Raw genomic sequence first — 21,894 nt, 5'->3', positions numbered from 1 at the left:
TATAGCATATCAGGCGCAGGCAACACCCTCTTCTGCCTATGGCAGACGCCTCTCAGTGATCGAGGTCAAGTTTGAGCTGCTCGCCGCCGCGGGTCTTTACGAGATAGGGGTTCGGCGGTCTCATCAACTGGATCCGCTCGAGCAGCTTTTCACGGCGTTCCAGATCGCGCTCGCGCGCCGAGCGGGATGCAGCAACAAAAGCCAAGGCATTCTGTATAACGAGTTCTGCGTGCGTCATGAGCATCTCCGTTACATTTGTTCCCTATATGTTCTCATTCATCGGCAAAGTCAACCTGCGACGCCCCGGTGCACGGCGATTCCCAGCGTCGCTTTTCCACAGACTACGGCTGAAGTGAGGCTTAGGCACTCACCGCGGGCGCCGATGCAACTGACGATATCCTCCTGGCGCTCGCTCAAAGCCGAATATAGCATCCATTGTCGCCAAAGGCCGAGGCGAAGAGAACGGGGTCGCTGCCAGCGGTCCCGCCCTGTTTCTCGGCCCACGGATGCGGTTTGGCAACGGTGTTCGGCGGCCTAGCTGTTGATCGTAATGCGCTTGGCGGTCGATTGCGCCGTTTCCGAGCGTGGCAGGGTGATCGTCAAGACGCCGTTTTTGAACGAAGCGTCGACCTTGTCTTCCTGCACCTCGTTATTGAGCGACAGGCGGCGCTCGAAGCGGCCGTAGAACCGCTCGGAGAATTGCCGGTCCTTGTCCTCGCTGTCGGCCCGCTTTTCACCGCGGATCGTCAGGATGCCATTGTCGATCAGGAGTTCGATATCCTTCTCGTCCATTCCTGGGATTTCGGCGACGATACGGATGTCCTTGTCCGTCTCCGCGACTTCGATCTTCGGCCAGGCCGTTTCGAACATGAAACCGGACCCGACAGTCGGAAAATGGCCCTCGACGCCGCGGAAGACATCATCGAGCAACCTGTTCATCTCGCGATGAAGCGCAAGGAACGGGTGCTGGTCTCTGCCTGCATAGCCTGTAGGGACCGGACTGTTGCTGCGGCCCCAGGGAATAAGATCACGAACGCTCATCTAAGCCTCCATGTTTTCAACGCGCCGGATCATCCGGCGCACTCGCCTTTGCCCTGGCGGGTATCAGGCGACAAGTCACTCTTCGGAATACACTTGACACTGCGCAGAACTGCCTGCGCCGCATCACAGATTAAACGCTGATGGGGAAGCTTCCGTTCCGCGCGTTAGCACTCTCCTGACACGAGTGCTAATTTTTTGCCGTGGCCCTCTTGAAATTCGAAAAAATCGGTAGCAGATTTTTTCCGCCGAGCGGTCAGCAAGGCTCGGTAGCCGCCCGGATTGGTCGCCTGGTCCGGGAGCGTGATAAGTGATCATCATCGTCCATGGAGGAAGACATGACGTTCCGACCGCTTCATGATCGCATTCTCGTCCGCCGGGTTGAGTCCGAAGAAAGGACAAAAGGCGGTATCATCATTCCCGACACCGCCAAGGAAAAGCCGCAGGAAGGCGAAGTCATCGCCGTCGGCCCCGGCGCGCGCAATGACGCCGGCCAGATCCAGCCGCTCGACGTCAAGGTGGGCGACCGTATCCTGTTCGGTAAATGGTCCGGCACCGAGATCAAGATTGACGGCGAAGACCTGCTGATCATGAAGGAAAGCGACGTAATGGGCATCATCGAGGTTCCGGCGGCCGGCAAGAAGGCCGCTTGAGGCGCCTTTCAGCTAACGCCAGCCGACTACCCAATGGAGGAGTGAAGACATGGCTGCCAAAGAAGTCAAATTCCACAGCGACGCGCGTGACCGCATGCTGCGCGGGGTCGACGTGCTTGCCAACGCGGTGAAGGTGACGCTCGGCCCGAAGGGCCGTAACGTCGTGATCGACAAGTCCTTCGGCGCGCCGCGCATCACCAAGGACGGTGTTTCGGTCGCCAAGGAAATCGAACTTGAAGACAAGTTCGAAAACATGGGCGCGCAGATGCTGCGCGAAGTCGCGTCTAAGACCAGCGACGTTGCCGGCGACGGCACGACGACGGCAACCGTTCTAGCCCAGGCCATCGTTCGCGAAGGCGCCAAGGCCGTTGCTGCCGGCATGAACCCGATGGACCTGAAGCGCGGTATCGATCTTGCTGTCGATGCCGTTGTCAAGGAACTGACGAACAACGCCCGCAAGATCTCCAATAATGCCGAAATCGCCCAGGTCGGCTCGATCTCCGCCAACGGGGATGTCGAAATCGGCAGTTTCCTTGCTGAAGCCATGGAGAAGGTCGGCAATGAAGGCGTCATCACCGTCGAAGAAGCCAAGACCGCCGAAACCGAACTCGAAGTCGTCGAAGGCATGCAGTTTGACCGCGGCTACCTGTCGCCGTACTTCGTTACCAATCAGGACAAGATGCGGGTCGAGCTTGAGGATCCCTATGTTCTCATCCACGAGAAGAAGCTCTCGAACCTGCAGTCGATGCTTCCGGTTCTCGAAGCCGTCGTGCAATCGGGCAAGCCGCTGCTCATCATCGCTGAAGACGTCGAAGGCGAAGCACTTGCCACGCTCGTCGTCAACAAGCTGCGCGGCGGGCTGAAGATTGCTGCTGTCAAGGCTCCGGGCTTCGGCGACCGCCGCAAGGCCATGCTCGAGGACATCGCGATCCTCACCGGTGGTACGGTCATCTCCGAAGACCTCGGCATCAAGCTCGAGTCCGTTACCCTCGACATGCTCGGCCGTGCGAAGAAAATCGTTGTCGAGAAGGAAAACACCACGATCATCGACGGCGCCGGCGCCAAGTCCGACATCGAAGGCCGCGTTGTCCAGATCAGGGCGCAGATCGAAGAAACCACCTCCGACTACGATCGCGAGAAGCTGCAGGAACGTCTTGCCAAGCTCGCAGGCGGCGTTGCCGTCATCCGCGTCGGCGGCTCGACGGAAGTCGAAGTGAAGGAAAAGAAGGACCGCGTCGACGATGCACTGCATGCGACCCGTGCGGCAGTCGAGGAAGGCATCCTGCCAGGCGGCGGTGTGGCGCTGCTGCGCGCCGTCAAGGCGCTCGACAACCTCACCACGGCCAATTCTGACCAGCGTGTCGGCGTCGAGATCGTCCGGCGCGCAATCGAATCCCCGGCACGCCAGATCGCCGAGAATGCCGGGGCGGAAGGTTCGATCGTTGTCGGCAAGCTGCGTGAAAAAGCCGAATTCTCCTACGGCTGGAATGCTCAGACCAATGAATATGGCGATCTCTATCAGATGGGCGTGATCGACCCGGTCAAGGTCGTGCGCACAGCGCTTCAAGATGCTGCCTCCGTTGCCGGCCTGCTGGTGACGACGGAAGCGATGGTGGCGGAAAAACCCAAGAAGGAAGCCGCCGCCCCTGCCATGCCCCCCGGAGCCGGCATGGACTTCTAGGTTGACATACGGCCCGCCCGGCAACGGGTGGGCCGTATGGAATGGAGGTCAAGATGGTTCAGACGATCATAAACAGATCGGACGTGCCGCTCGATACCCGTGACCTTGAGATGTGCCAATGCGTATTCGACGAGGTTCGATCGGAAGCCAAAGTAGCCAAGGATTCCGAAGAAGCGGAGCGGATTGCTGCCATAACGATCGAACTCTATCGCCAGGGCGTGCGCAGGCCCGACCATCTGAAGGTCATGGTAGAGGCGGCTCGCGGTCTTATCGCGCAGCGCGAAAAGTAAAATGAATGGAGCCCAGACTGTCATGGCCGTTTGAAATCCGCAAACGGGCAGGCAGTGAGATGGGAGGACAAACGTTCAATAGCAGGGACAGACGGTCTGCCGGCGACGCGCTGATAAAATTCTTTGCGGCCCTGCATGTCCGCCGCTTGCCGATGATCTGATTTTTTGCCCCTTTTTTGAGGAGGTTCCATGAATCTGTGCTAAGTCGCGGCAAAGAACGCCACCATAGGACTTATCGAACCCATGATTGAACTTACGCCATCGCAGGTCGCAGCACTGAAACTCGCAAGGGACGGCGATCTTTATCCTCAGCCGATGAAGAAGTGGACGCACCAAAACGCCACGGTGACTTACGCGAAAACCGACCGTTGGAAAGAACGGCCGCAGAAAGTGAAATCCGTAACCAGCAAGGCGCTGGACGAATTAAAAGCGTCCGGGTTTCTGGAACGGCGCCATCTCGATCATGATGCTTCAAAGGACGTCTACGGGATCACGATGGCTGGCAAGATGTGGCTGCTAAAGAACAAGTAGGCCTTACCGGATCCTCATCAGATCTTTGATGCTGACCAGTTTTCCGTTCGGCACAGTCGCCTAAGATTGTCTCCCAGAAGGTGAGAAAACGTTTTCGCAGTTGACATTTTTGTTGCGAAAAGGTTTTCTCTTATGGGGTGGAAGAATGAGACTGGACCACACAGGAAGAAAGCAGAGCCGCATCACGATCCACGATCTTGCCGCTGCGGCCGGGGTCAGCATCTCGACGGCATCAAAGGCGCTGAACGATACGGGCCGCATGGGCGAGGAAACACGCGAGCGGGTCAAGCGCATCGCGCGGGAAATTGGCTTCAGGCCGAACGCGCTGGCGCGTGGCCTCTTGAGCAAGCGCAGCTTCACTATTGGGCTTTTGACCAACGATACCTATGGCCGCTTCACCCTTCCGGTGATGGCAGGCATTTCGGAAGCGCTTGTCGATCACGGAGTTTCGGTTTTCCTGTGTGCGATCGAGGACGATCCGGCCCTTGGGCAGATTCATGTGGATGCGATGCTGGACAAGCAGGTCGATGGCATCATCGCATCGGGAAAACGGGTCGATCGGCAGCTTCCGGTCGATTTGTCGAGCCTTCCGGTACCCGTGGTCTATGCCTTTACGGAAGGTATGCCGGGCAGCGTCAGCTTCCGCTCGGATGACGCACAGGGCGCAAGGCTCGCTGTGGAATGGCTGATCGGGCTCGGGCGTTTCCGCATCGCCCATATTACTGGTCCTGAAAGCTTCTTTTCGGTGCGCGAACGCGCTTTTGCCTATCGCGAACTGGCAGGTGACGGTGAACCGGTTCTTTACGGCGTGTGGGCAGAGGCCTGGGGTCACGAAGCGGTCGACCAGATATGGAGCCGCGCCGGAGAAAAACCCGATGGCATCTTCTGCGGCAACGATCAGATTGCCCGCGGCGTCGTCGACGCGCTGCGCGAACGGGGCGTCAAAGTGCCGGAGGACGTTTCTGTGGTCGGCTTTGACAATTGGGAGATCGTCGCCGCACAGACGCGGCCGCCGCTGACGACGATCGACATGGAATTGAAGGAGCTCGGGCGTCAGGCAGGATTGACCGTGCTTGCCCTCGCCGAAGGCCGGCCCGTCGAGCCCGGCGTGCGGAAATTGCCGTGCCGTTTGATCGTGCGGCAGTCATGCGGGAGTGATGCCCGCGAAGAATGAGAAGCGGCGCGAGGAGACGCGCCATATTGGGAGGAATGTCATGATCAAGCGCCTAATAGCAGCGACCAGCATCGCTACCCTATGCCTGGTATCCGGAGCATCGGCCGCCGAAAAAGTTGAAATGTGGGTCCGCTCGGGGATCGGCGACGCCTTCAAGAAGGTCGTCGAAGCCTATAACGCCAACCACGAAAACCAGGTCGTCGCAACCGAGGTGCCATTTTCCGAACTGGTGCAGAAATATGCAACCGCGATTGCCGGCGGACAGGCCCCCGACGCCCTTTCGATGGATCTTATCTATAACCCGGCCTTTGCTGCGGCCGGCCAGTTGGAGGACCTGACGGACTGGGCAAAATCTCTGCCTTACTTCAATTCGCTGTCGCCGTCACACGTTCGCCTCGGAACCTATCAGGACCGCATTTACGGCCTGCCGCTCTCCGTCGAGACATCGGTCTTCGCGTGGAACAAGGATCTCTACAAGAAGGCCGGTCTCGACCCGGAAAAGGCACCGGAAACATGGGACGAGATTACCGCCAACGCGGAAAAGATCCGCGCGCTCGGTGAAGACACCTACGGATTTTATTTCTCCGGCGGCGGCTGCGGTGGCTGTATGATATTCACCTTCACGCCGCTCGTGTGGGGTGCCGGCGCCGATATCCTGTCGGCCGACAGCAAGGCAGCAACACTTGATACCCCGCAAATGCGCAAGGCCGTCGATATCTATCGCAACATGGTCAAGAAGGACCTCGTGCCGGCGGGAGCTGCAAGCGACAACGGCGCGAACTTCCTCACCTTCACCAATGGCAAAATCGGTCAGCAGAGCCTCGGCGCCTTTGCCATCGGCACGCTGGTGACCGAACATCCGGACATCAACTTCGGGGTAACGCTCATTCCTGGCGTCGACGGAAAGCCGTCCTCCTTCGCCGGCGGCGATAATTTCGTCATCACCAAGGGCACGAAGAAGATCGACGCCGTGAAGGAATTCCTCGAATACGTCTACTCAGTGGATGGCCAGAAGGTCATGGCGAAATACGGCAGCCTGCCGACGCGAGGCGATATCGCCGACAAGGTCCTGGAAGGCCTCGATCCGCGCATGCAGGTCGGCCTCAAGGCCATTGGCGTTGCCAAGACACCCTATACGCTGCAGTTCAACGATCTGATCAACAGCGCCAACGGCCCATGGGCCAGCTTCACCAATGCCGCGATCTTCGGCGACGATGTCGACGGCGCCTTTTCAAGCGCCCAGTCGGAAATGCAATCGATCATAGACAGCGGCCAATAATCCTCTCCCGGCCGCGGGCCGGGAGGCGGTGGCAGCTTCCCGGCCAACCTCAACGACAGATGCGGAGCGTTCTCGATGACAGGTTCAGGCTTACCGCGCCAATCTTCCGCGCGCAGGCGTCGGAGATCGCAATGGCGCGGCCTTGCCTATATCGCGCCGGCCATGGCGCTCGTTATCGTCTTCTTCATCATGCCGGTGCTTTTCACCGGATGGATGAGCCTTCACAACTGGCCGCTGATGGGCGCTTCTCGCTGGATCGGATTCAACAACTATTTTCGCATGTATAACGACAGTCGCTTCATAACAGCGCTGAATTTTACGGCCTATTATACCGTGATCGTCACGATCGCGATCTTTTCGGTGGCCTTTCCGCTCGCGATCTTCGTCGAGAAAGAGCGGCAGTTTGTCAGCGCCTACCGCACGGTCATCTTCCTGCCTGTGGTCGTCGGCCTTGCGACGGCCTCGCTGCTTTGGGTTTGGCTCGCCAATGTCGACAGCGGTTTCATCGGTCCCGCCTTGAAAGGCCTCGGCCTCGTGGCAAAGAGCCCCAACCTGCTTGCGACTTTCGACACGGCGTTTCTGACGATTGTCGTGATGGTCGTCTGGAAGATCGCAGGCTTCACCATGATCATCCTCCTGACCGGACTTCAGGCTATTCCCGCCGAACTCACCGAGGCGGCCCGCATCGATGGCGCCGGGCGTTGGCAACGCTTCGTGCACCTGACACTGCCGCTGATGCGCAAGACGATCGCACTGGCACTGATCGTCTCCGTCACCGGATCGATCCTCGCCTTTGACCAGTTCTACATCATGACGGCCGGCGGACCGCAGAACAAGATGATCTCGGTCGTCTACTACATCTTCAATCAGTCCTTCGTGTCCTTCAATCTCGGCTATGGCGCAGCGCTCTCGATCGCGCTGCTCGCGATCCTGGTGGCTATCAGCATCGTGCAGCTCCGGCTGCTCCGTGTCGGAGGGGATCACCCATGATTTCCGCGAAGGAAAAACGTGCACGAAAGCGCTTGCGCCAGAAATCGGCCTATCACCTGACCGGGATCGCCATCGCAATCTTCTTTCTGGCGCCTTTCGCCGTCACGCTGCTTGCCTCGTTCCGGCATGGAACCGAAGCGAGCCTGCCGCCCCTGCCACCATGGCCGACCGCGGGAATAAGCTTCGATTCCTACAGATTGCTGGATACCTTCGGCGCCGGCATCTGGCGGCATATGATCAATTCTCTGCTTGTTTCCCTTGCCACCGTGGTACTCACGGTTGTAGTCAGCCTGCTAGCGGGCTACGGATTTTCGCGCTACCGCTTTCCTCTGAAGAACGTGCTCTTCGTGCTGATCATCACGACACTGATGATCCCGTTCCAGTCGATCCTGACTCCGCTTTTCATCATCCTTGCAAAGCTCGGTCTCAACAATTCGCTGCTCGGGCTGACGCTCGTCTATGTGACGCTTCAGCTACCCTTTTCCGTCTTCATGATGCGAAATGCTTTCGACGCCGTGCCGAAGGAAATCGAGGAGGCTGCGCGCATCGACGGCGCCCGTGATTTAAAACTCCTCGGGCGCGTGCTATTGCCCCTCGTCTTGCCGGGTGTCGCCACCGTCGCGATCTTTGCGTTCCTGAATGCCTGGAATGAGTTCCTGGCAGCACTTGTGCTGCTCTCCAGCAACGAGAAATACACCCTGCCGGTTCTCATGACGGCGGTGCGCGCCGGCCGCCTTGGCGCCATCAACTGGGGTGCTGTGCAGGCGGGCGTCGTCGTCATGACGATCCCCTGCCTCATCGTCTTCCTGCTTTTGCAACGCTACTACATGCGCGGGCTGATGGCCGGCGCGGTAAAATGAACCAGCTACAACGGATGAAGCCATGAACAAGCCAAAACGTGACCGCCAGTTCCGCCCCCTGCCCGTTCCAAACGTCGAGCTTTACGGGATCTTCGGTGACCGTCAGGATGCCATCTGCGAGTCCACGGCTGAGACACTTCTCGACCGCTGCGTGGAGGCGGGCATGCTGCGCGCGATCGATACCAGCCAGCCAGGCCCCGGTGTCGTCATTCCAATTCAGCCCTGGGGCGGTACGACGCAGATGTTCTGGGACAGCGACCTTGGAAAGTCGATCGAGACGGTCGCCTATTCGCTCTACCGGCGCCCCAATCCCCAACTTGAGGCGCGCGTCGACGAAATCATCGACATGTACGAGAAACTGCAGGACGCGGACGGTTACCTGAATGCCTGGTTCCAACGCGTTCAGCCCGGTCGCCGCTGGACCAATCTGCGCGATCACCACGAGCTTTATTGCGCCGGACATCTGATCGAGGGCGCCGTTGCCTATTATCAGGCGACGGGCAAGCGAAAGCTGCTCGACATCATGTGCCGGTATGCCGATTATATGATCAAGGTCTTCGGCCATGGCGAGGGCCAGATACCGGGCTATTGCGGCCATGAGGAGATCGAGCTTGCGCTCGTGAAACTCGCTCGGGTGACCGGCGAGAAGAAGTATCTGGATCTCGCCAAGTATTTCATAGACGAGCGTGGCACAGAGCCGCATTTCTTCACCGAAGAGGCGACCCGCGATGGGCGCGATCCGGCAAATTTCATCCAGAAGACTTACGAATACAATCAGGCGCATCAACCGGTGCGCGAGCAGAAGAAGGTGGTCGGCCATGCGGTGCGTGCGATGTATCTTTATTCCGGCATGGCCGATATCGCGACGGAATATAACGACGACACGCTGACTGCAGCGCTCGAAATACTCTGGGACGACCTTACCACCAAGCAGATGTATATTACAGGCGGCATTGGCCCGGCCGCGGCAAATGAGGGCTTCACCGACTACTACGACTTGCCGAACGAAAGCGCCTATGCGGAAACATGTGCTTCGGTCGGCCTTGTCTTCTGGGCAAGCCGCATGCTCGGCCGCGGCCCGAACCGCCGCTATGCCGACATCATGGAACAGGCGCTTTACAATGGCGCAATGGCCGGTATTTCGCTCGACGGCCGCACGTTCTTTTATGAAAACCCACTTGAAAGTGCCGGTAAGCATCATCGCTGGATCTGGCATCATTGCCCGTGCTGTCCGCCGAACATTGCCCGCCTGCTTTCCTCCATCGGGTCGTATATGTATGCCGTTGCCGACGACGAGATCGCCGTACATCTCTACGGAGAAAGCAAGGCCCATTTTGAAATTGATGGCTCCAATATCACGCTCGCGCAGGAGACGCGCTATCCTTGGGATGGCGCCATATGTTTCGACATCGTAACGGAAAGGCCGGCGCGTTTCGCAGTGTCGCTTCGTATCCCCGAATGGGCAAACGGCGTCGCGATCAAGGTGAATGGCGAGGCGCTTGAACTTTCATCCGTGGCGCTCGACGGCTATGCCCGCATCGAGCGGGAATGGAAAAGCGGCGATCACGTCGATCTCGACATTCCCCTTGCGGCGCGCTCGCTCTTTGCCAATCCGCTCGTGCGCCAGGATGCCGGCCGCACCGCTTTGATGCGCGGCCCTCTGGTCTACTGCGTCGAGGCAACCGACAACGGCTCCGGCTTGAATGGAATCCGGCTCAATGGCGACGTTTCGAAAGCGACAACTTCCGAAGTCGCCGAGCTTCGTGGTGCCGTCGCTCTGGATTTGCCCGCAAGGCGCGATGAGGCCGATTGGGGCAGCGCCCTTTACAGGGCGTCGCCGCCGCATGCACGCGAAACGACTGCGCGCTTCGTGCCCTATCCATTCTGGGACAATCGAGCGCCAGGTGAGATGCTTGTCTGGGTAAGAGCAGGTGAAGAACGCGGTGAGTAAACTGGCTGACACTGGCGTCGTGCTGGCGGGCGTCCGCAAGAGTTTCGCCAGCCTCGATGTCATTCATGGCATCGACCTCGAAATTGCCGAAGGCTCCTTTGTTGTCTTCGTCGGACCGTCCGGCTGCGGAAAGTCGACGCTGCTTCGCATGATTGCCGGATTGGAAGAGGTCACCGACGGCGAGATCGAGATCAAGGGACGCAACGTCACCGATCTCGATCCTTCCGAGCGCGGCATTGCCATGGTGTTTCAGTCCTATGCGCTTTACCCACACATGAGCGTGCGCGAAAACCTCGCCTTCGGACTGAAGATGGCGAGAACGGCGGCAGCAGAGATCGAAGCACGTGTGAAGGCCGCGTCCGCGATCTTGAAGATCGAGCACCTGCTCGACCGCAGGCCCGGACAACTCTCCGGCGGTCAGCGCCAGCGCGTTGCGATCGGCCGGGCAATCGTGCGCAAGCCGGACGTGTTCTTGTTCGACGAGCCGCTATCCAATCTCGATGCCGAATTGCGGGTCTCGATGCGCATCGAGATTGCTCGGCTGCATCGCGAACTCGGCAACACGATGATCTATGTGACGCATGACCAGACCGAGGCGATGACGCTTGCGGACAAAATCGTCGTTCTGCGCGATGGGCGTATCGAACAAGCCGGAACGCCGCGTGAAGTCTATGAGAACCCGGCCAATGTCTTCGTAGCGGGTTTCATCGGCTCACCGCGGATGAATTTACTGCAAGCGACATGGTCAGGCGACGGCACAATCAGCATCGCCGGGACCGTCATCCCGGCGCCGATTGCATCTGGAAAGCTTTCGGCGGGCGAAAGGCTTACATTCGGCGTTCGCCCGGAGCACTTCATTGTCGCTGAAGCTGCGGCGCAGACGCTTAGAGCGCGCGTTGATTTTTTTGAGTACCTGGGCGGAACTCAGTACCTCTACTGCCAACTCGATGATGGCCAGACCGTTACCGCTGAACACAGGTCTTCGCTCACAATCGAGGCCGGCGACACCGTCCATCTTGCAAGCGAGATGACCAAGCGCCGCTTCTTCGATGCAGATGGAAAGCGGCTGGCGGATTAAAATCTTCTCTCTATCGAGATAAAATTCGGCGCCATCAGGCTTCAGCCGCAGGTGTCGGCTCGCCCAGCGAGAGCATCAGTCGGTTGGCCCAGTTGAAGAAAGCGGCACCATGGATGACGTCGGCAATTTCCAGATCGTTCAGACCTTCGGACCGCAGCCGGGCGATCTCTTCTTCATTGAAGGCGGATGGTGTCGCCGTCAAAGCGACCGAAGCCTCGACGATTGCATTCCACCTGCGGCTGCCGAGGTCGGTATCCGTTCCTTCGTCGAGCAGGCGCTGAACATCGCTGGTGCGCTTGGAATAATGAGAGGCAAAACGGGAATGGACCGAGGCGCAGAAAATGCAGCCGTTCAGCCGCGACGCGGCCGTCGCAGACAGCTCCCTATCGGCGCGCGGCAGACCGGCCGCCGTATTGTAGAAGATGTCCTTGTCGGTCTTCGTGCGAGCCTCTAGGATCTCCGGATCGCGTACAAGCAGCATGAAGTAAGCCGACTTGGCGCGCGATGGATCAACGAGCCCGGCCCAATGCCGGTCTGTCAGTTCCTCTTCTACGAGCGGTGCCAACCAGGGTGTCCAGCCAATCTCGGCCTGTGTGAAGGCGGTCGGGCGGTGCTCGAGCTCAGGATGGATTGCAATCTCGGTCATGTAATCGTCTCCTTATTCGGCTGCTGCCGAAGCAAGTGTTCCCTCGCCCGCCTTGGATAGCGCCGCAAGCCCCGTGACCACGCGGATCTGGAATGCAAGGAAGGAAACGATCTGCGAAAGCGTCACGATCGCCGTCGTGCTCCATCCGGCATCCAGCAATTTTTGCAAGGCAGCCGGAGACGCCTCTCGCGGCCGGAACACCAGCAGATGGCTATGTTCAAGCGCCGCCGAAAGCTTAACTCCGAGAGCGACGCGTCCAAAATCGGATACCTCAAAGACCAGGCCCGACTTGTCTCCAGCCGATAGGGGTGCCGCACGATACCTGCCGTAGGGGCCATGCGTGCGCCCCTTCTCGACCTCTGCTCTGACGGCTGCGGCAAGAGAAGCGCCGCCCGTCGTCTCGATGATGCCGGCCGTATAGAATTCTGCTGGCGCGCTTGCATCGTGCAATCCCGCAACGAAGGCGGCAACGGCAAGCCGCTCCATCCGCAAGATGCCTCCTTCCTGTACCGGCTCGAAAAGTGCCAGATAGCTCTTCTGCGCATTTGAGCGTGTTTCAGGCCGTTCCGCACGAATGCGATCGACGAAGGATCCGGCGTGGATGCCGGCTAAAAGATCGATAACGTCAGGTGTCGAAGAGGTCATGGTCGTTACCCTTTCTTGGAGAGCCGAAAATCAGGCGTTGGCTGCGAGCCGCCGCTCGTGATGAAGCAGAGCCTGGCCCGTCCAGCCAAGCGCGGGCGCCACGATGGTTGCCGTCAATTCCAGCGAGCGCAGGATATGCTCTTGCGGCGGATCAACCGAATGCACCTGGAAGACGAGATCGGTCACTCGCGACAGCGCAGTATCGGCCTTAAGCGACGCAATCACGTCGTCCGGCGTTCCGACATGCACATCGAATGCCTTGATGAGGTCTTCTGTCGTCGTGCCGGTAATCTTATGACCGCTTGCGACAAAGCGCTCGACGCTGCGCTTAAGCCCGAGTTCGGCAAAATGCAGCGCCTCCTTCCGGTCATCGGCGACAAAGAGGCTGCGGGAACCGAGAATGCGCGGCGCGCGGCAGTCGGCCAACGCTCCGAGATAGGTATCAATGATCGGATTTTGCAATTCCCAAAGCGCCGCAGACGGGGCTTCAAGCGGACGCGGCTGCGTCCGCGAAAGCATCAGACCATCACCATCACGGCCAGCACGCTCGCCGCCGTCGACGGAAAACGTCGCCTGCCAGACATGATCAAGCAAGTGCGGCGCATCTGGATAGAGGCGGTTGCCGCCTTCCAGCTCGCGGCCGGCCCAGGCGCCGCGCACCATCGCAAGGCTCTTAGCATAGACCTGGCCGCGATCGGCACTTTGCAGGCCGAACGGCAGGAAGGCTGCAGGCGTGCCGCCCGTGCCGAAACCGATTTCAAGGCGGCCATTCGAAAGGATATCGAGAACCGCCGTGTCCTCCGCAACACGAACCGCATTCTCCATCGGAAGCGTGATCACGCCTGTTCCGAGCCGGATGCGCGATGTTCGCGCCGCAAGTTCGGCAAGAAGGATAAGGGGTGAAGGAAGTCCCCCTTCTTCGCCATTGAAGTGGTGTTGGGCAATCCAGGCGCTGTTAAATCCGAACTTTTCCGCATGGATGACCTGCTCGACAACCAGCCGGTAGCGGGTTGCCGGATCGGCCTGGTCGAGTACCCGACTGAAAAAGCCGAGACGCTTCGGCTGGACTGGATATCTCACGGATTCGTTCCTGCATTGGTCAACGACGACCGCCTCGGGATGGGCGGATATTTCTTGCCGGGAATGGCATCGATCAACTCACGCGTGTAGGCATGCTGCGGATCGCCGAAGACACCCTCCACCGGCCCGCTGTCGACGAGCTTGCCTTCTTTCAGCACCGAGACCGTGTCGGCGATCTGGCGGACCACGGCGAGATCGTGGGAGACGAAAAGATAGGTGAGCCCAAGCTCGCGCTGCAGTTTGTCGAGCAATGACAGGATCTGCGCCTGCACGGTGACGTCGAGCGCTGAGACCGCCTCGTCGAGAACGAGGATCTGCGGACCAAGGACCAGCGCACGGGCAATCGCAACGCGCTGACGCTGTCCACCGGAAAGCGCATGCGGCCTGCGCTGCAGCATATCGAGCGTCAGCCCCACCCTTTCGAGTGTGTTTGCGACCCTTTCAGCCCGTTCGGCGCGTGAGATCGGATCGAAGTTCAAAAGTGGCTCCTCGACAATCCGTGCAATGGTCTGGCGCGGATCGAGTGAGCCAAAGGGATTCTGATAGACGAGCTGGATCTTCTTGCGAAAGAGCCTCAGCGTTTCACCGCCCAGACGAGCCAGGTCTAGACCATCGACGAACACGTTCCCCGCCGTCGGCTTCTGGAAGGCCGCCACAGTACGGATTGTCGTTGTCTTGCCGGATCCCGATTCACCGACAAGCGCATGAGTCGTGCCGCGCCGGACCCGAAACGAGATGTCGTCGACGGCGCGAAATTGGCCTTTGTGTCCGCCGAGGCCGAAATCCTGGATTAGATTTTCGACAACGATGATATCGTCCGGCTCTGTGGCCGGCGCTCCTGCAGCAGCCGGCACGCGGCGTCGACCGGCATTGAGAGACGGCGCGTCGGCAAGAAGCTGTCGCGTATATGCACTTTGCGGCGCCCTCAGGATATCGCCGATACGGCCTTGTTCCTGAATGCGGCCATGTTTCAGCACCACCAGCTTGTCGGCCCGGTCGGCGGCAACTCCAAGATCGTGCGTCACCAATAGGAGCGCTGTCCCACATTCGCGGCGCAGCGCGTCGATGAGGTCGAGAATGTGCTTCTGGACCGTCATATCGAGCGCGCTCGTCGGCTCGTCGGCAATAATCAGCGAGGGTCTCAGTGCAATTGCAATCGCAATCAGCACGCGCTGCTTCATGCCGCCGGACAGCTCGTGCGGATACTGCTGGGCACGCAACGTCGGCTGATAGAGGCCGACGCGCCCAAGCAGTTCGATTGCCTGAGCATAGGCAACCGGTCCGGAAGATTGGTCGTGGATTGCGAAGATCTCCGCCACCTGTTTGCCGATAGTCTTAACCGGATTGAGCGCGTTGCCCGGATCCTGCGGTATCAAGCTCACGACTGAACCGCGAATGCCATCGAGCCGCTTCTGAGGCCAGCCGGCAATCTCCTGCCGGTTCAGCCGGATACTGCCTTTCTCGAGGCGTCCGTTTTCCGGCAGAAGGCCGATGATTGCCTGCGCAGTCGAGCTCTTGCCCGAACCTGACTCGCCGACAAGCGCCACGACCTCGCCCGGATCAACGCGAAAATCGATCCCGCGCACCGCAGTACGCGTTCCGTTCCGATCGCTGTAGGAGACCGTCAGCCCCGACACTTCGAGGACTGCGGCGGGCTGGGTCGCGCCGTTCGGCCGACTGACCGGTTGGATCGTCATCTCTGCACCTTTCCGATTGCCTGGCTGACCCGGTTAACCGAGAGAACGACGAGCACCACGGCGATGCCGGGTGCGGCCGTCAGCCACCATGCGGTTGCGATATAGTTGCGGCCTTCGGCAATTAGCAGGCCCCATTCCGGCGTCGGGGGTGGCGCGCCGTAGCCCAGAAAACCGAGGGTCGAAAGTTGCAGGATGGCCGACCCGACCTGCAGCGCTGCAAACGCAATGACAGATGTCAGCGAATTCGGCAGAACGTGCCGCCACAGCACTTTCAGGAACGTGGCGCCGCTGCCGAAGGCCGCCTCGACATATTCGCTGCGGCGCACCGTCACGACCTCCGAGCGCACGATACGGGCAAAGCTTGCAATCGACGTTACGCCGACGGCGATGGCAGCGTTTGTCGTGCCGAATCCGAGAAGGATGATGATACCGAGCGACAGCAATAGGGCCGGGATCGAGAGCAGCACATCCATGAGACGCATGATGACCCCGTCAACCAAACCGCCTAAGGAACCTGCAAGAAGGCCGAGCGCCGTGCCGATGGCAATGCCGATGGCGACAGCCGCAAGCGCGCCGGAAAGCGTATGCACCGAACCATGAACGAGCCGCGCGTAAAGATCGCGGCCGAGCGAATCCGTACCGAGCAGATGCGCTGTCCCAGGCGGTTTCAATTGCTGACCCGCCTGCCCCTGGATCGGGTCATACGCGGTAAAGAGCCCTGGAACGACAGCCCATAAAACGACAAGGGTTAGGATCACAACAGCGAGCACAAAGTCGGGCTGGACGCGGATGCCGTGCCTCTTTCCTTCGGCGGTCGGCAGCGTCTCATCGGCGACCGGTGCTTCCGCGATCCAGTCGACCGGATCCGGACTTTTGATATTGAGGTGCCGTTCTGCACTGTCGAGCTGGGTCATCGCGCGGTCCCCAATTTGGTTTTCAGTCGCGGATCGAGCACGGGATAGAGCAGATCGATCGCAAGGTTTATGGCGACGAAGGTGGCTGCAGATATGACGACGATCGCCTGCAAAACCGCGACATCCTGGAAGGTCACTGCCTGTTCGGCGAGGCCGCCGATTCCGTTGAGGCCGAAGACGGCTTCGGTCACGACGGCACCGGCCAGCAGTTCGCCGAAGAGCACACCAGCCACCGTCAGTACTGGCAGCAGTGCGTTCCTTGCGACATGGCGCCACAACACCCAGGAATGCGATGCGCCCTTGGCGCGCGCAACAGCCACGAAGGGACGCGTAAGGACCTCATCGATGTTCCGAAGCAGGATTTGCGCCATCGGTGCGGAAATCGGAACGGCAACGGTCAGGACGGGAAGGATCAGTCCCTCCCATGGCCCGGGATTGATCACCGGCACGAGTTTCAGCCGGAACGAGAATATCTGGATCAGCATGATGCCGAGCCAGAAAGTGGGCACGGAGACGAACAGCGAAGGGATAGAATGAATGAACGAACGAAGCCGGCCGAGGCCCGGAATGTTGCAAAAGATCGCAAGAATGACCGCGAGGGTTAAAGCGGTGGCAAAGCCGAGCCCTGCAAGCCGGATGGTCGAGGGCAGGTTGACCGCAAGCTGCGCGCTGACGGCGACACCGCGCTGCAGTGAATAGCCGAAATTGCCTGTCAGGAAGTTGCCGATTGTTTGCAGATATTGCGACGCCAGAGACCCGTCTGCTGCGTAGGCTGCACGAATATCGGCCAGCTGTTCCGGGCTGAGGCCGTATTCCGGGTTCTGGAATTTGATCAGCACCGCGTCGCCGGGCATCGCCTGCAGCAGCACGAAGGAAATCGTGAAGGCGGCCCAGAGCACCAGAAGCGCCTGCCCTGTGCGTGAAAGAACATATCTTGCCATGGCAAACTCCGTCTCAGCGAACTAGCCCGGCTCTTGCCGGGCTTTCGGCCGGTTAGTGTTCAGCAAGCCAGATGCTGTAGAAGCTCGGGCGGCCGACCGCCTCGAAGGCTACCCCCTGCACATAAGGTGCGCCGGCAAAGGCCTGCGGCTCTTCAAAGATCGGGATGGCATAGGCCTGATCGATCACGTAGTTCTGAACCTCGCCGGCAATCGTCAGGCGCTTCGCACGATCGGGTTCTGACGAAAGCTGCTCAAGCAGGCCGTTCAGCCTGCCGTCCGCAAAGGACTTCACCTTGTCGCTCAATCCGCCCTTCTGGCGAAGCACGTCGCGGTTCTTCGGATAGTACTGGCTCTTGATGACGTCGGGATCGGCGCGGCCCACCATCGCCGGCGAAACGGGCGTCTTTTCCGGATCGAGATCATCGACCGTCTTGCTGCCGGCATCGCCTGCAAGAACATTGAGCGTCACGCCGAGCTTCGCCCATTGCTGCGCGACAAGCTGGAGCGTTGCCTTGTTCTGGGGCTGCGGCGGCGATTCATAGGCTGTCAAGATAAGTGGCTGGCCGTCTTTCGCACGCACGCCATTGGCGCCGGCCTTCCAGCCGGCATCGTCGAGCAGCTTTGCGGCTTCGACAGGGTCGTAGGCAAGCTTCGAGGACAGATCGACATAGCCCTGCGCCGTCGAAGCGATGATCGATTTTGCCTGGGGATAGTTGACGGAAAAGAGCGTCGACACGATCTCCTGCGTATTCGTGCCATGCAGCAGCGCCCGTCGGACGCGCAGATCGGCAACGAGCGGGTTGTCTGGGCGGAAGACGACGCTGTTGTTCACGCCGCGCGTGGGCGGCGTGAAGATCTTATAACCCTGGCTTTCGACCTGCTCTTCGTCATAGGCCTGCACTTGGCGGATGAAATCCGCCTGGCCGGAAAGCAGCGCGCCGATCCGCACGCTGTCCTCCCCGGTGATGACATATTTGATGCCGTCGAGGTAGGCGCGGCCCTGATGTTTAAACTTTGCAGGACCCCAGTTGTAGTCTTGGCGCGCCTTCAGCGAGAGTTCCTTGCCGAGCGTTTCGCTTTCGACGACAAAGGGGCCTGAGCCAATGATCTTGGTTGCATCCCCGAGCTGTTCGAACGGCAAAGCCAGCGTCGTCAGCGAAACTAGGCCGGAGCCGATAACCGACGTTCCCTGCAGAAATCCCGGCGATGGCCTTTTGAAGTAGAATTTTACGGTGAGCGGGTCGATAACTTCGGAATGGTCGTAATTGTTGATGACTTCCGAAACCGGCTGCTTCAACGCTTTGTTGCCGAGACCGAACGTATCGTAGTTTTTCGCAACCGTATTCGCATCGAGCCGCGACCCGTCCGAGAAAGTCACGCCTTCGCGCAACTTGAAGGTATATTCCGTCGCATTCTCGTTGACCGTCCAGGATTGCGCGATCCAGGGCTCGATCTCGAGCGTCTTCGGATTCTGATAGGTCAATTTATCAGTAATCTGATTGAGCACGCCGCCATTCGGATAGAAACCGCCGGCCGGGGGATAAAGATTGGTGTGCGCCTGCTGCTCGAGATAGATCAGCGTGCCGCCCGTAACCGGCTTGGCCGCATCTTCCGCAATGCCCGCGGAAGCAGAAATCGTCAACGACAATGCCCCGATCAATGCGGCAGCGCCCAAATTTGTGAAGCTCATGTCTATTTCCCTCGGATCGAACATGGCCGAAGGATATGGTTTTCATGTTTTAATCCATAGAATTGATGTTCTATTTTGCGTCCGCAGGATGAAATGAAGAACTCACGCAGGGATGAAACCGGCAATATCCGGCGTGGAGAGCCAAATGCGCCCGCTGAAAAGTCGAAACGCGTTTGAGGTGTCGACCGTGTTGACGTTCAGGTTGAAAAATGGATGGATCGCACAGAATCCTCTGCTCTCGGCGACCTAAAAAACGCCCGACCGCATCGATTTTTCACGGCATTGACCTTTTCTTCCTAGCATTGACCCGATCCCGCCACGTTGAAGACAGACCATGCTGATCCGCCAGGGGCACGAACGCAACGAACAGATTGACAGGAAGCTCGCCTCTTGTCTGGCGGCGATCGCCGGCGCGCTCAACGCGGCCGCCTTTTACGCGGTCGGCTTCTTTTCGGCGAACATGACCGGAAACATCTCCGCATTTTCCGACCACATTGCCGTCGGCGCGTGGATTTCCGCCCTGTTCTACCTTGCGATCATCGTCACCTTCATCCTGGGCGCCGCCGTCTCGACGCTGCTCATCAATGCCGGCCGCAGACGCAACATACATGCCATCTACGCCTACAGCATCCTGACCGAGGGGATATTGCTTGCGATACTCGGCTTTGCCGACCTTTGGCTGCTTGGAGAATGGCGGGCACCGGTTCTCGTGATCGGCCTTGCCTTTCTCATGGGCCTTCAAAACGCAGTCGTCACCCGTATTTCCAACGCTCGGGTAAGGACCACCCATATATCGGGAATGGCGACCGATGTCGGCATCGAGCTTGGGATGGCGTTTGACATCCTGCGTGGACGGGAGCGACCCAGGGAGGCGCAGTATGACCGCGCCAAGCTCCTTTTACATGTCCAAACCATCCTAGCGTTCCTGTTCGGCGGGATCCTGGGCGTCCTCGTCTATCGCTCCGCCGGCGGCTTGTTGCTTATCGCCACTGCCGCGCTATTGCTGGCGATTGCCATGGCCGGCATTTTCCGGGTGCGGCAGCAGCGGGCACAGGCCCCGTGACTTACGGGGCCGGTGCATCAGAGGCGCTGCAGGCAGAAGGAAAAATGCGCATCCGGATCCAGCGTCAGGTATTCGAAGCGCCATCCGTATTCCGCGCAGAACTTGTTGACGGCTTCCACGACGCCATAGACGATCGGCTTTACGGTGTTGCCGGTACAAAAATCGTGGCCGGCAATTCGCCCGCCGCGATTGACCTTGCAGTTTGACAGGACCAACTCCTTCCAGGTGAGTTCGAAGGAATGATCCGTGTCGATATAAACCCAGTCGAAAAAACCATCGTCAAACGTGCTGAGAGCTTCAAGCGACGTGCCCTGCCGGATCACCACCGTTCCCCCTTTTATCTCGTCGGCATATTTCTCGCTCACCGTCGCCATGCCGGCGGAGTAACGATCCATCCCCCACGGATCAATCAGGAAGAGTTTTTCGGGGCGGTTCCGCTTGAGGATTTCAGACGTGAACTCTCCTTCAGCGACGCCAATCTCGGCTGCAACTGCATGATTGGGCAGACGATAGAGGAGTTCATTGCGATCAGGCAGCAGTTTGGCGCCTTCGGTATGGACAAAATCAAGCCTTGTTCGAGGTGTGCTGCTCCTCAGGCGCAGCCGCTCTTCGCGCGTTTTCACTCTGTGCTCCAGTGCGGAATGATTTGTTGCCGCGACACAACACCAGAACGTGCCGCGACGCAGCCCATCTCTATACGCAAGTCCGGCGTCACGAAAGCTTGCAAGACAACAGGACCTGCCAGCGGTTCACAATAATCTGACGCGTGCCCGTAATGCATATGGGCTGATGATTGCCGGTTCGAAAAATTTTGGAGAAAAAACCCGGCAATGGTCTTGCAGTTCTGCGCCGATATCGATAGAGAGCCTGCACGCTGGATGCTGCGGCATCGAGGGGCGATTAGCTCAGTTGGTAGAGCGCCTCGTTTACACCGAGGATGTCGGGAGTTCGAGTCTCTCATCGCCCACCATTCCATCCCTTTGAAATCGTTGGAAGCCCTTGCGCCGTAAGGCGTTTTTCCCATATTGGCGTCACAAATCACGTCACAAATGGGTTTCGCATGGCCGGCAAGCCGCAACACTGGAAAGAGCGCAACGGGCGATATTCGGCCCGCGTTGTCATCCCCTCCCAACTTCGGCCATATCTCGACAACCGCGCGGAATTAGAAATTCAGCTCGGCGGCGACCGTCGAACCGCGCTCCGCAACCATGCTGCAGCGCTTGCTTCTATACAGCGGCAAATCGGCATCGCCCGACAGAAGCACGAGGCAGCAACCGGCCAGCAGCCAAAAGCCGCCCCCTATCCTCTCACAGTCCAGCAGATCGCAGTGCGTGAGTATCAAAGTCAGATCGACTTCGATGCAGCGATACGGAATCACGATCACCGCTATGGTCGACTAGATCCTGACCCGGACGACGGGCGCATGTTTCGCGACGGCTTTTCGGGCCGTCTATCAGATGACCAGCTAGAGCAATTGGTCGGCCATAGGATCACGAGTGCCCGACTGATTTTAAAGGTTCATAATGGCGGAGAGGGGGGATTCGAACCCCCGATGCCCTTGCAGGCATGCCGCATTTCGAGTGCGGTGCATTCAACCACTCTGCCACCTGTTGATTTGCACTGAGAAGTGACCCGGCATTGGGGGATATTTTCATCGAGAATTGAACATGGTGTTTCAATGTCGCTCGCAGGC

At 59.1% G+C, this 21,894-nt stretch carries 22 protein-coding genes and 1 tRNA gene; 13 read left to right on the top strand and 10 right to left on the bottom strand.

Annotated elements, in window-relative coordinates; translation table 11 throughout:
- Positions 1 to 52: 52 nt before the first annotated feature.
- Positions 53 to 244 (bottom strand): hypothetical protein, encoded by a 192-nt coding sequence (locus ISN39_RS26205; RefSeq protein ID WP_074072043.1) that lies wholly within the window; start codon positions 242 to 244, stop codon positions 53 to 55.
- 290 nt (positions 245 to 534) lie between these two features.
- Positions 535 to 1,041, bottom strand: coding sequence for an Hsp20/alpha crystallin family protein (locus ISN39_RS26200; RefSeq protein WP_194731060.1), 507 nt, complete (start codon positions 1,039 to 1,041; stop codon positions 535 to 537).
- Between the two features lie 335 nt (positions 1,042 to 1,376).
- On the opposite strand from ISN39_RS26200, the gene groES reads away from it, so the two are divergent.
- From groES to ugpC, 10 genes are all read left to right on the top strand, one after another.
- Positions 1,377 to 1,691: a co-chaperone GroES gene (gene groES / locus ISN39_RS26195; protein WP_194731059.1), complete on the top strand. Its 315-nt coding sequence runs from the start codon at positions 1,377 to 1,379 to the stop codon at positions 1,689 to 1,691.
- 49 nt (positions 1,692 to 1,740) lie between these two features.
- The gene (gene groL / locus ISN39_RS26190) at positions 1,741 to 3,372 is read left to right on the top strand and encodes a chaperonin GroEL (protein ID WP_194731058.1); all 1,632 of its coding nucleotides are present in this window, start codon (positions 1,741 to 1,743) and stop codon (positions 3,370 to 3,372) included.
- Positions 3,373 to 3,425: 53 nt separating this feature from the next.
- Positions 3,426 to 3,662, top strand: a complete 237-nt coding sequence (locus tag ISN39_RS26185; protein ID WP_074073087.1) for a hypothetical protein — start codon at positions 3,426 to 3,428, stop codon at positions 3,660 to 3,662.
- A 243-nt stretch (positions 3,663 to 3,905) separates the two neighbouring features.
- Positions 3,906 to 4,193, top strand: a complete 288-nt coding sequence (locus ISN39_RS26180) for a hypothetical protein (protein WP_022716313.1) — start codon at positions 3,906 to 3,908, stop codon at positions 4,191 to 4,193.
- Between the two features lie 145 nt (positions 4,194 to 4,338).
- Positions 4,339 to 5,367: a LacI family DNA-binding transcriptional regulator gene (locus tag ISN39_RS26175; protein WP_074072047.1), complete on the top strand. Its 1,029-nt coding sequence runs from the start codon at positions 4,339 to 4,341 to the stop codon at positions 5,365 to 5,367.
- Between the two features lie 40 nt (positions 5,368 to 5,407).
- Positions 5,408 to 6,646: a sugar ABC transporter substrate-binding protein gene (locus ISN39_RS26170; protein ID WP_194731057.1), complete on the top strand. Its 1,239-nt coding sequence runs from the start codon at positions 5,408 to 5,410 to the stop codon at positions 6,644 to 6,646.
- A 75-nt stretch (positions 6,647 to 6,721) separates the two neighbouring features.
- Entirely contained in the window at positions 6,722 to 7,636 is a 915-nt protein-coding gene (locus ISN39_RS26165; protein WP_194731056.1) for a sugar ABC transporter permease, read from the top strand.
- A complete protein-coding gene (locus tag ISN39_RS26160) occupies positions 7,633 to 8,496 on the top strand; it encodes a carbohydrate ABC transporter permease (protein ID WP_074072051.1) in 864 nt (287 codons plus the stop codon). The genes ISN39_RS26165 and ISN39_RS26160 overlap by 4 nt, the downstream gene beginning before the upstream one ends.
- Before the next feature lie 22 nt (positions 8,497 to 8,518).
- Positions 8,519 to 10,447: a glycoside hydrolase family 127 protein gene (locus tag ISN39_RS26155; RefSeq protein WP_194731055.1), complete on the top strand. Its 1,929-nt coding sequence runs from the start codon at positions 8,519 to 8,521 to the stop codon at positions 10,445 to 10,447.
- Between the two features lies 1 nt (position 10,448).
- Positions 10,449 to 11,525, top strand: a complete 1,077-nt coding sequence (gene ugpC, locus ISN39_RS26150; protein WP_194731925.1) for a sn-glycerol-3-phosphate ABC transporter ATP-binding protein UgpC — start codon at positions 10,449 to 10,451, stop codon at positions 11,523 to 11,525.
- A 34-nt stretch (positions 11,526 to 11,559) separates the two neighbouring features.
- On the opposite strand, the gene ISN39_RS26145 is transcribed toward ugpC, so the two are convergent.
- Genes ISN39_RS26145 through ISN39_RS26115 form a run of 7 tightly spaced genes read right to left on the bottom strand, consistent with a single transcriptional unit; the run spans position 11,560 to position 19,138 of the window.
- Positions 11,560 to 12,171 carry an alkylhydroperoxidase domain protein gene (locus ISN39_RS26145; RefSeq protein WP_194731054.1) on the bottom strand — a complete coding sequence of 204 codons (612 nt, stop codon included), beginning with the start codon at positions 12,169 to 12,171 and terminating at the stop codon, positions 11,560 to 11,562.
- A 12-nt stretch (positions 12,172 to 12,183) separates the two neighbouring features.
- Complete coding sequence (locus ISN39_RS26140; RefSeq protein WP_194731053.1) at positions 12,184 to 12,816, bottom strand: CMD domain protein; 633 nt, start codon at positions 12,814 to 12,816, stop codon at positions 12,184 to 12,186.
- Between the two features lie 30 nt (positions 12,817 to 12,846).
- Entirely contained in the window at positions 12,847 to 13,896 is a 1,050-nt protein-coding gene (locus tag ISN39_RS26135; RefSeq protein WP_074072057.1) for a putative FMN-dependent luciferase-like monooxygenase, read from the bottom strand.
- Positions 13,893 to 15,593, bottom strand: coding sequence for an ABC transporter ATP-binding protein (locus ISN39_RS26130; protein ID WP_194731052.1), 1,701 nt, complete (start codon positions 15,591 to 15,593; stop codon positions 13,893 to 13,895). The genes ISN39_RS26135 and ISN39_RS26130 overlap by 4 nt, the downstream gene beginning before the upstream one ends.
- On the bottom strand, positions 15,590 to 16,507 hold the full coding sequence (locus ISN39_RS26125; protein WP_194731051.1) for an ABC transporter permease: 918 nt from the start codon (positions 16,505 to 16,507) through the stop codon (positions 15,590 to 15,592). Before ISN39_RS26125 ends, ISN39_RS26130 begins: the two co-directional genes overlap by 4 nt.
- Complete coding sequence (locus tag ISN39_RS26120) at positions 16,504 to 17,448, bottom strand: ABC transporter permease (protein ID WP_074072061.1); 945 nt, start codon at positions 17,446 to 17,448, stop codon at positions 16,504 to 16,506. Before ISN39_RS26120 ends, ISN39_RS26125 begins: the two co-directional genes overlap by 4 nt.
- 52 nt (positions 17,449 to 17,500) lie before the next feature.
- Positions 17,501 to 19,138, bottom strand: a complete 1,638-nt coding sequence (locus tag ISN39_RS26115) for a TIGR04028 family ABC transporter substrate-binding protein (RefSeq protein ID WP_194731050.1) — start codon at positions 19,136 to 19,138, stop codon at positions 17,501 to 17,503.
- A gap of 334 nt (positions 19,139 to 19,472) precedes the next feature.
- Between ISN39_RS26115 and ISN39_RS26110 the strand changes: the two genes are divergently transcribed.
- Positions 19,473 to 20,201 carry a YoaK family protein gene (locus tag ISN39_RS26110; RefSeq protein ID WP_194731049.1) on the top strand — a complete coding sequence of 243 codons (729 nt, stop codon included), beginning with the start codon at positions 19,473 to 19,475 and terminating at the stop codon, positions 20,199 to 20,201.
- Between the two features lie 17 nt (positions 20,202 to 20,218).
- Here the strand turns inward: ISN39_RS26110 and ISN39_RS26105 are convergent, their stop codons facing one another.
- Positions 20,219 to 20,824, bottom strand: a complete 606-nt coding sequence (locus tag ISN39_RS26105; protein ID WP_194731048.1) for a class I SAM-dependent methyltransferase — start codon at positions 20,822 to 20,824, stop codon at positions 20,219 to 20,221.
- Between the two features lie 271 nt (positions 20,825 to 21,095).
- Between ISN39_RS26105 and ISN39_RS26100 the strand changes: the two genes are divergently transcribed.
- Positions 21,096 to 21,171 (top strand) — tRNA-Val (locus ISN39_RS26100).
- Positions 21,172 to 21,261: 90 nt separating this feature from the next.
- On the top strand, positions 21,262 to 21,825 hold the full coding sequence (locus tag ISN39_RS26095) for a hypothetical protein (RefSeq protein WP_246763435.1): 564 nt from the start codon (positions 21,262 to 21,264) through the stop codon (positions 21,823 to 21,825).
- Positions 21,826 to 21,894: the final 69 nt, after the last annotated feature.

The sequence above is a fragment of the Rhizobium sp. 007 genome, from assembly GCF_015353075.1.
Taxonomy (GTDB): Bacteria; Pseudomonadota; Alphaproteobacteria; order Rhizobiales; family Rhizobiaceae; genus Rhizobium.
This window is presented reverse-complemented; position numbering and strand designations above follow the sequence as displayed.

Excerpts from the sequence above, each read along its gene's own strand:
- groL (WP_194731058.1), top strand. The coding sequence starts at position 1,741 with ATGGCTGCCAAAGAAGTCAAATTCCACAGCGACGCGCGTGACCGCATG.
- ISN39_RS26155 (WP_194731055.1), top strand. The coding sequence starts at position 8,519 with ATGAACAAGCCAAAACGTGACCGCCAGTTCCGCCCCCTGCCCGTTCCA.
- ISN39_RS26200 (WP_194731060.1), bottom strand. The coding sequence starts at position 1,041 with ATGAGCGTTCGTGATCTTATTCCCTGGGGCCGCAGCAACAGTCCGGTC.
- ISN39_RS26205 (WP_074072043.1), bottom strand. The coding sequence starts at position 244 with ATGCTCATGACGCACGCAGAACTCGTTATACAGAATGCCTTGGCTTTT.
- ISN39_RS26110 (WP_194731049.1), top strand. The coding sequence starts at position 19,473 with ATGCTGATCCGCCAGGGGCACGAACGCAACGAACAGATTGACAGGAAG.
- ISN39_RS26180 (WP_022716313.1), top strand. The coding sequence starts at position 3,906 with ATGATTGAACTTACGCCATCGCAGGTCGCAGCACTGAAACTCGCAAGG.
- ISN39_RS26095 (WP_246763435.1), top strand. The coding sequence starts at position 21,262 with ATGGCCGGCAAGCCGCAACACTGGAAAGAGCGCAACGGGCGATATTCG.
- ISN39_RS26115 (WP_194731050.1), bottom strand. The coding sequence starts at position 19,138 with ATGAGCTTCACAAATTTGGGCGCTGCCGCATTGATCGGGGCATTGTCG.
- ISN39_RS26170 (WP_194731057.1), top strand. The coding sequence starts at position 5,408 with ATGATCAAGCGCCTAATAGCAGCGACCAGCATCGCTACCCTATGCCTG.
- ISN39_RS26185 (WP_074073087.1), top strand. The coding sequence starts at position 3,426 with ATGGTTCAGACGATCATAAACAGATCGGACGTGCCGCTCGATACCCGT.
- ISN39_RS26140 (WP_194731053.1), bottom strand. The coding sequence starts at position 12,816 with ATGACCTCTTCGACACCTGACGTTATCGATCTTTTAGCCGGCATCCAC.
- ISN39_RS26165 (WP_194731056.1), top strand. The coding sequence starts at position 6,722 with ATGACAGGTTCAGGCTTACCGCGCCAATCTTCCGCGCGCAGGCGTCGG.
- ISN39_RS26160 (WP_074072051.1), top strand. The coding sequence starts at position 7,633 with ATGATTTCCGCGAAGGAAAAACGTGCACGAAAGCGCTTGCGCCAGAAA.
- ISN39_RS26145 (WP_194731054.1), bottom strand. The coding sequence starts at position 12,171 with ATGACCGAGATTGCAATCCATCCTGAGCTCGAGCACCGCCCGACCGCC.
- ISN39_RS26125 (WP_194731051.1), bottom strand. The coding sequence starts at position 16,507 with ATGACCCAGCTCGACAGTGCAGAACGGCACCTCAATATCAAAAGTCCG.
- groES (WP_194731059.1), top strand. The coding sequence starts at position 1,377 with ATGACGTTCCGACCGCTTCATGATCGCATTCTCGTCCGCCGGGTTGAG.
- ISN39_RS26175 (WP_074072047.1), top strand. The coding sequence starts at position 4,339 with ATGAGACTGGACCACACAGGAAGAAAGCAGAGCCGCATCACGATCCAC.
- ISN39_RS26120 (WP_074072061.1), bottom strand. The coding sequence starts at position 17,448 with ATGGCAAGATATGTTCTTTCACGCACAGGGCAGGCGCTTCTGGTGCTC.
- ISN39_RS26130 (WP_194731052.1), bottom strand. The coding sequence starts at position 15,593 with ATGACGATCCAACCGGTCAGTCGGCCGAACGGCGCGACCCAGCCCGCC.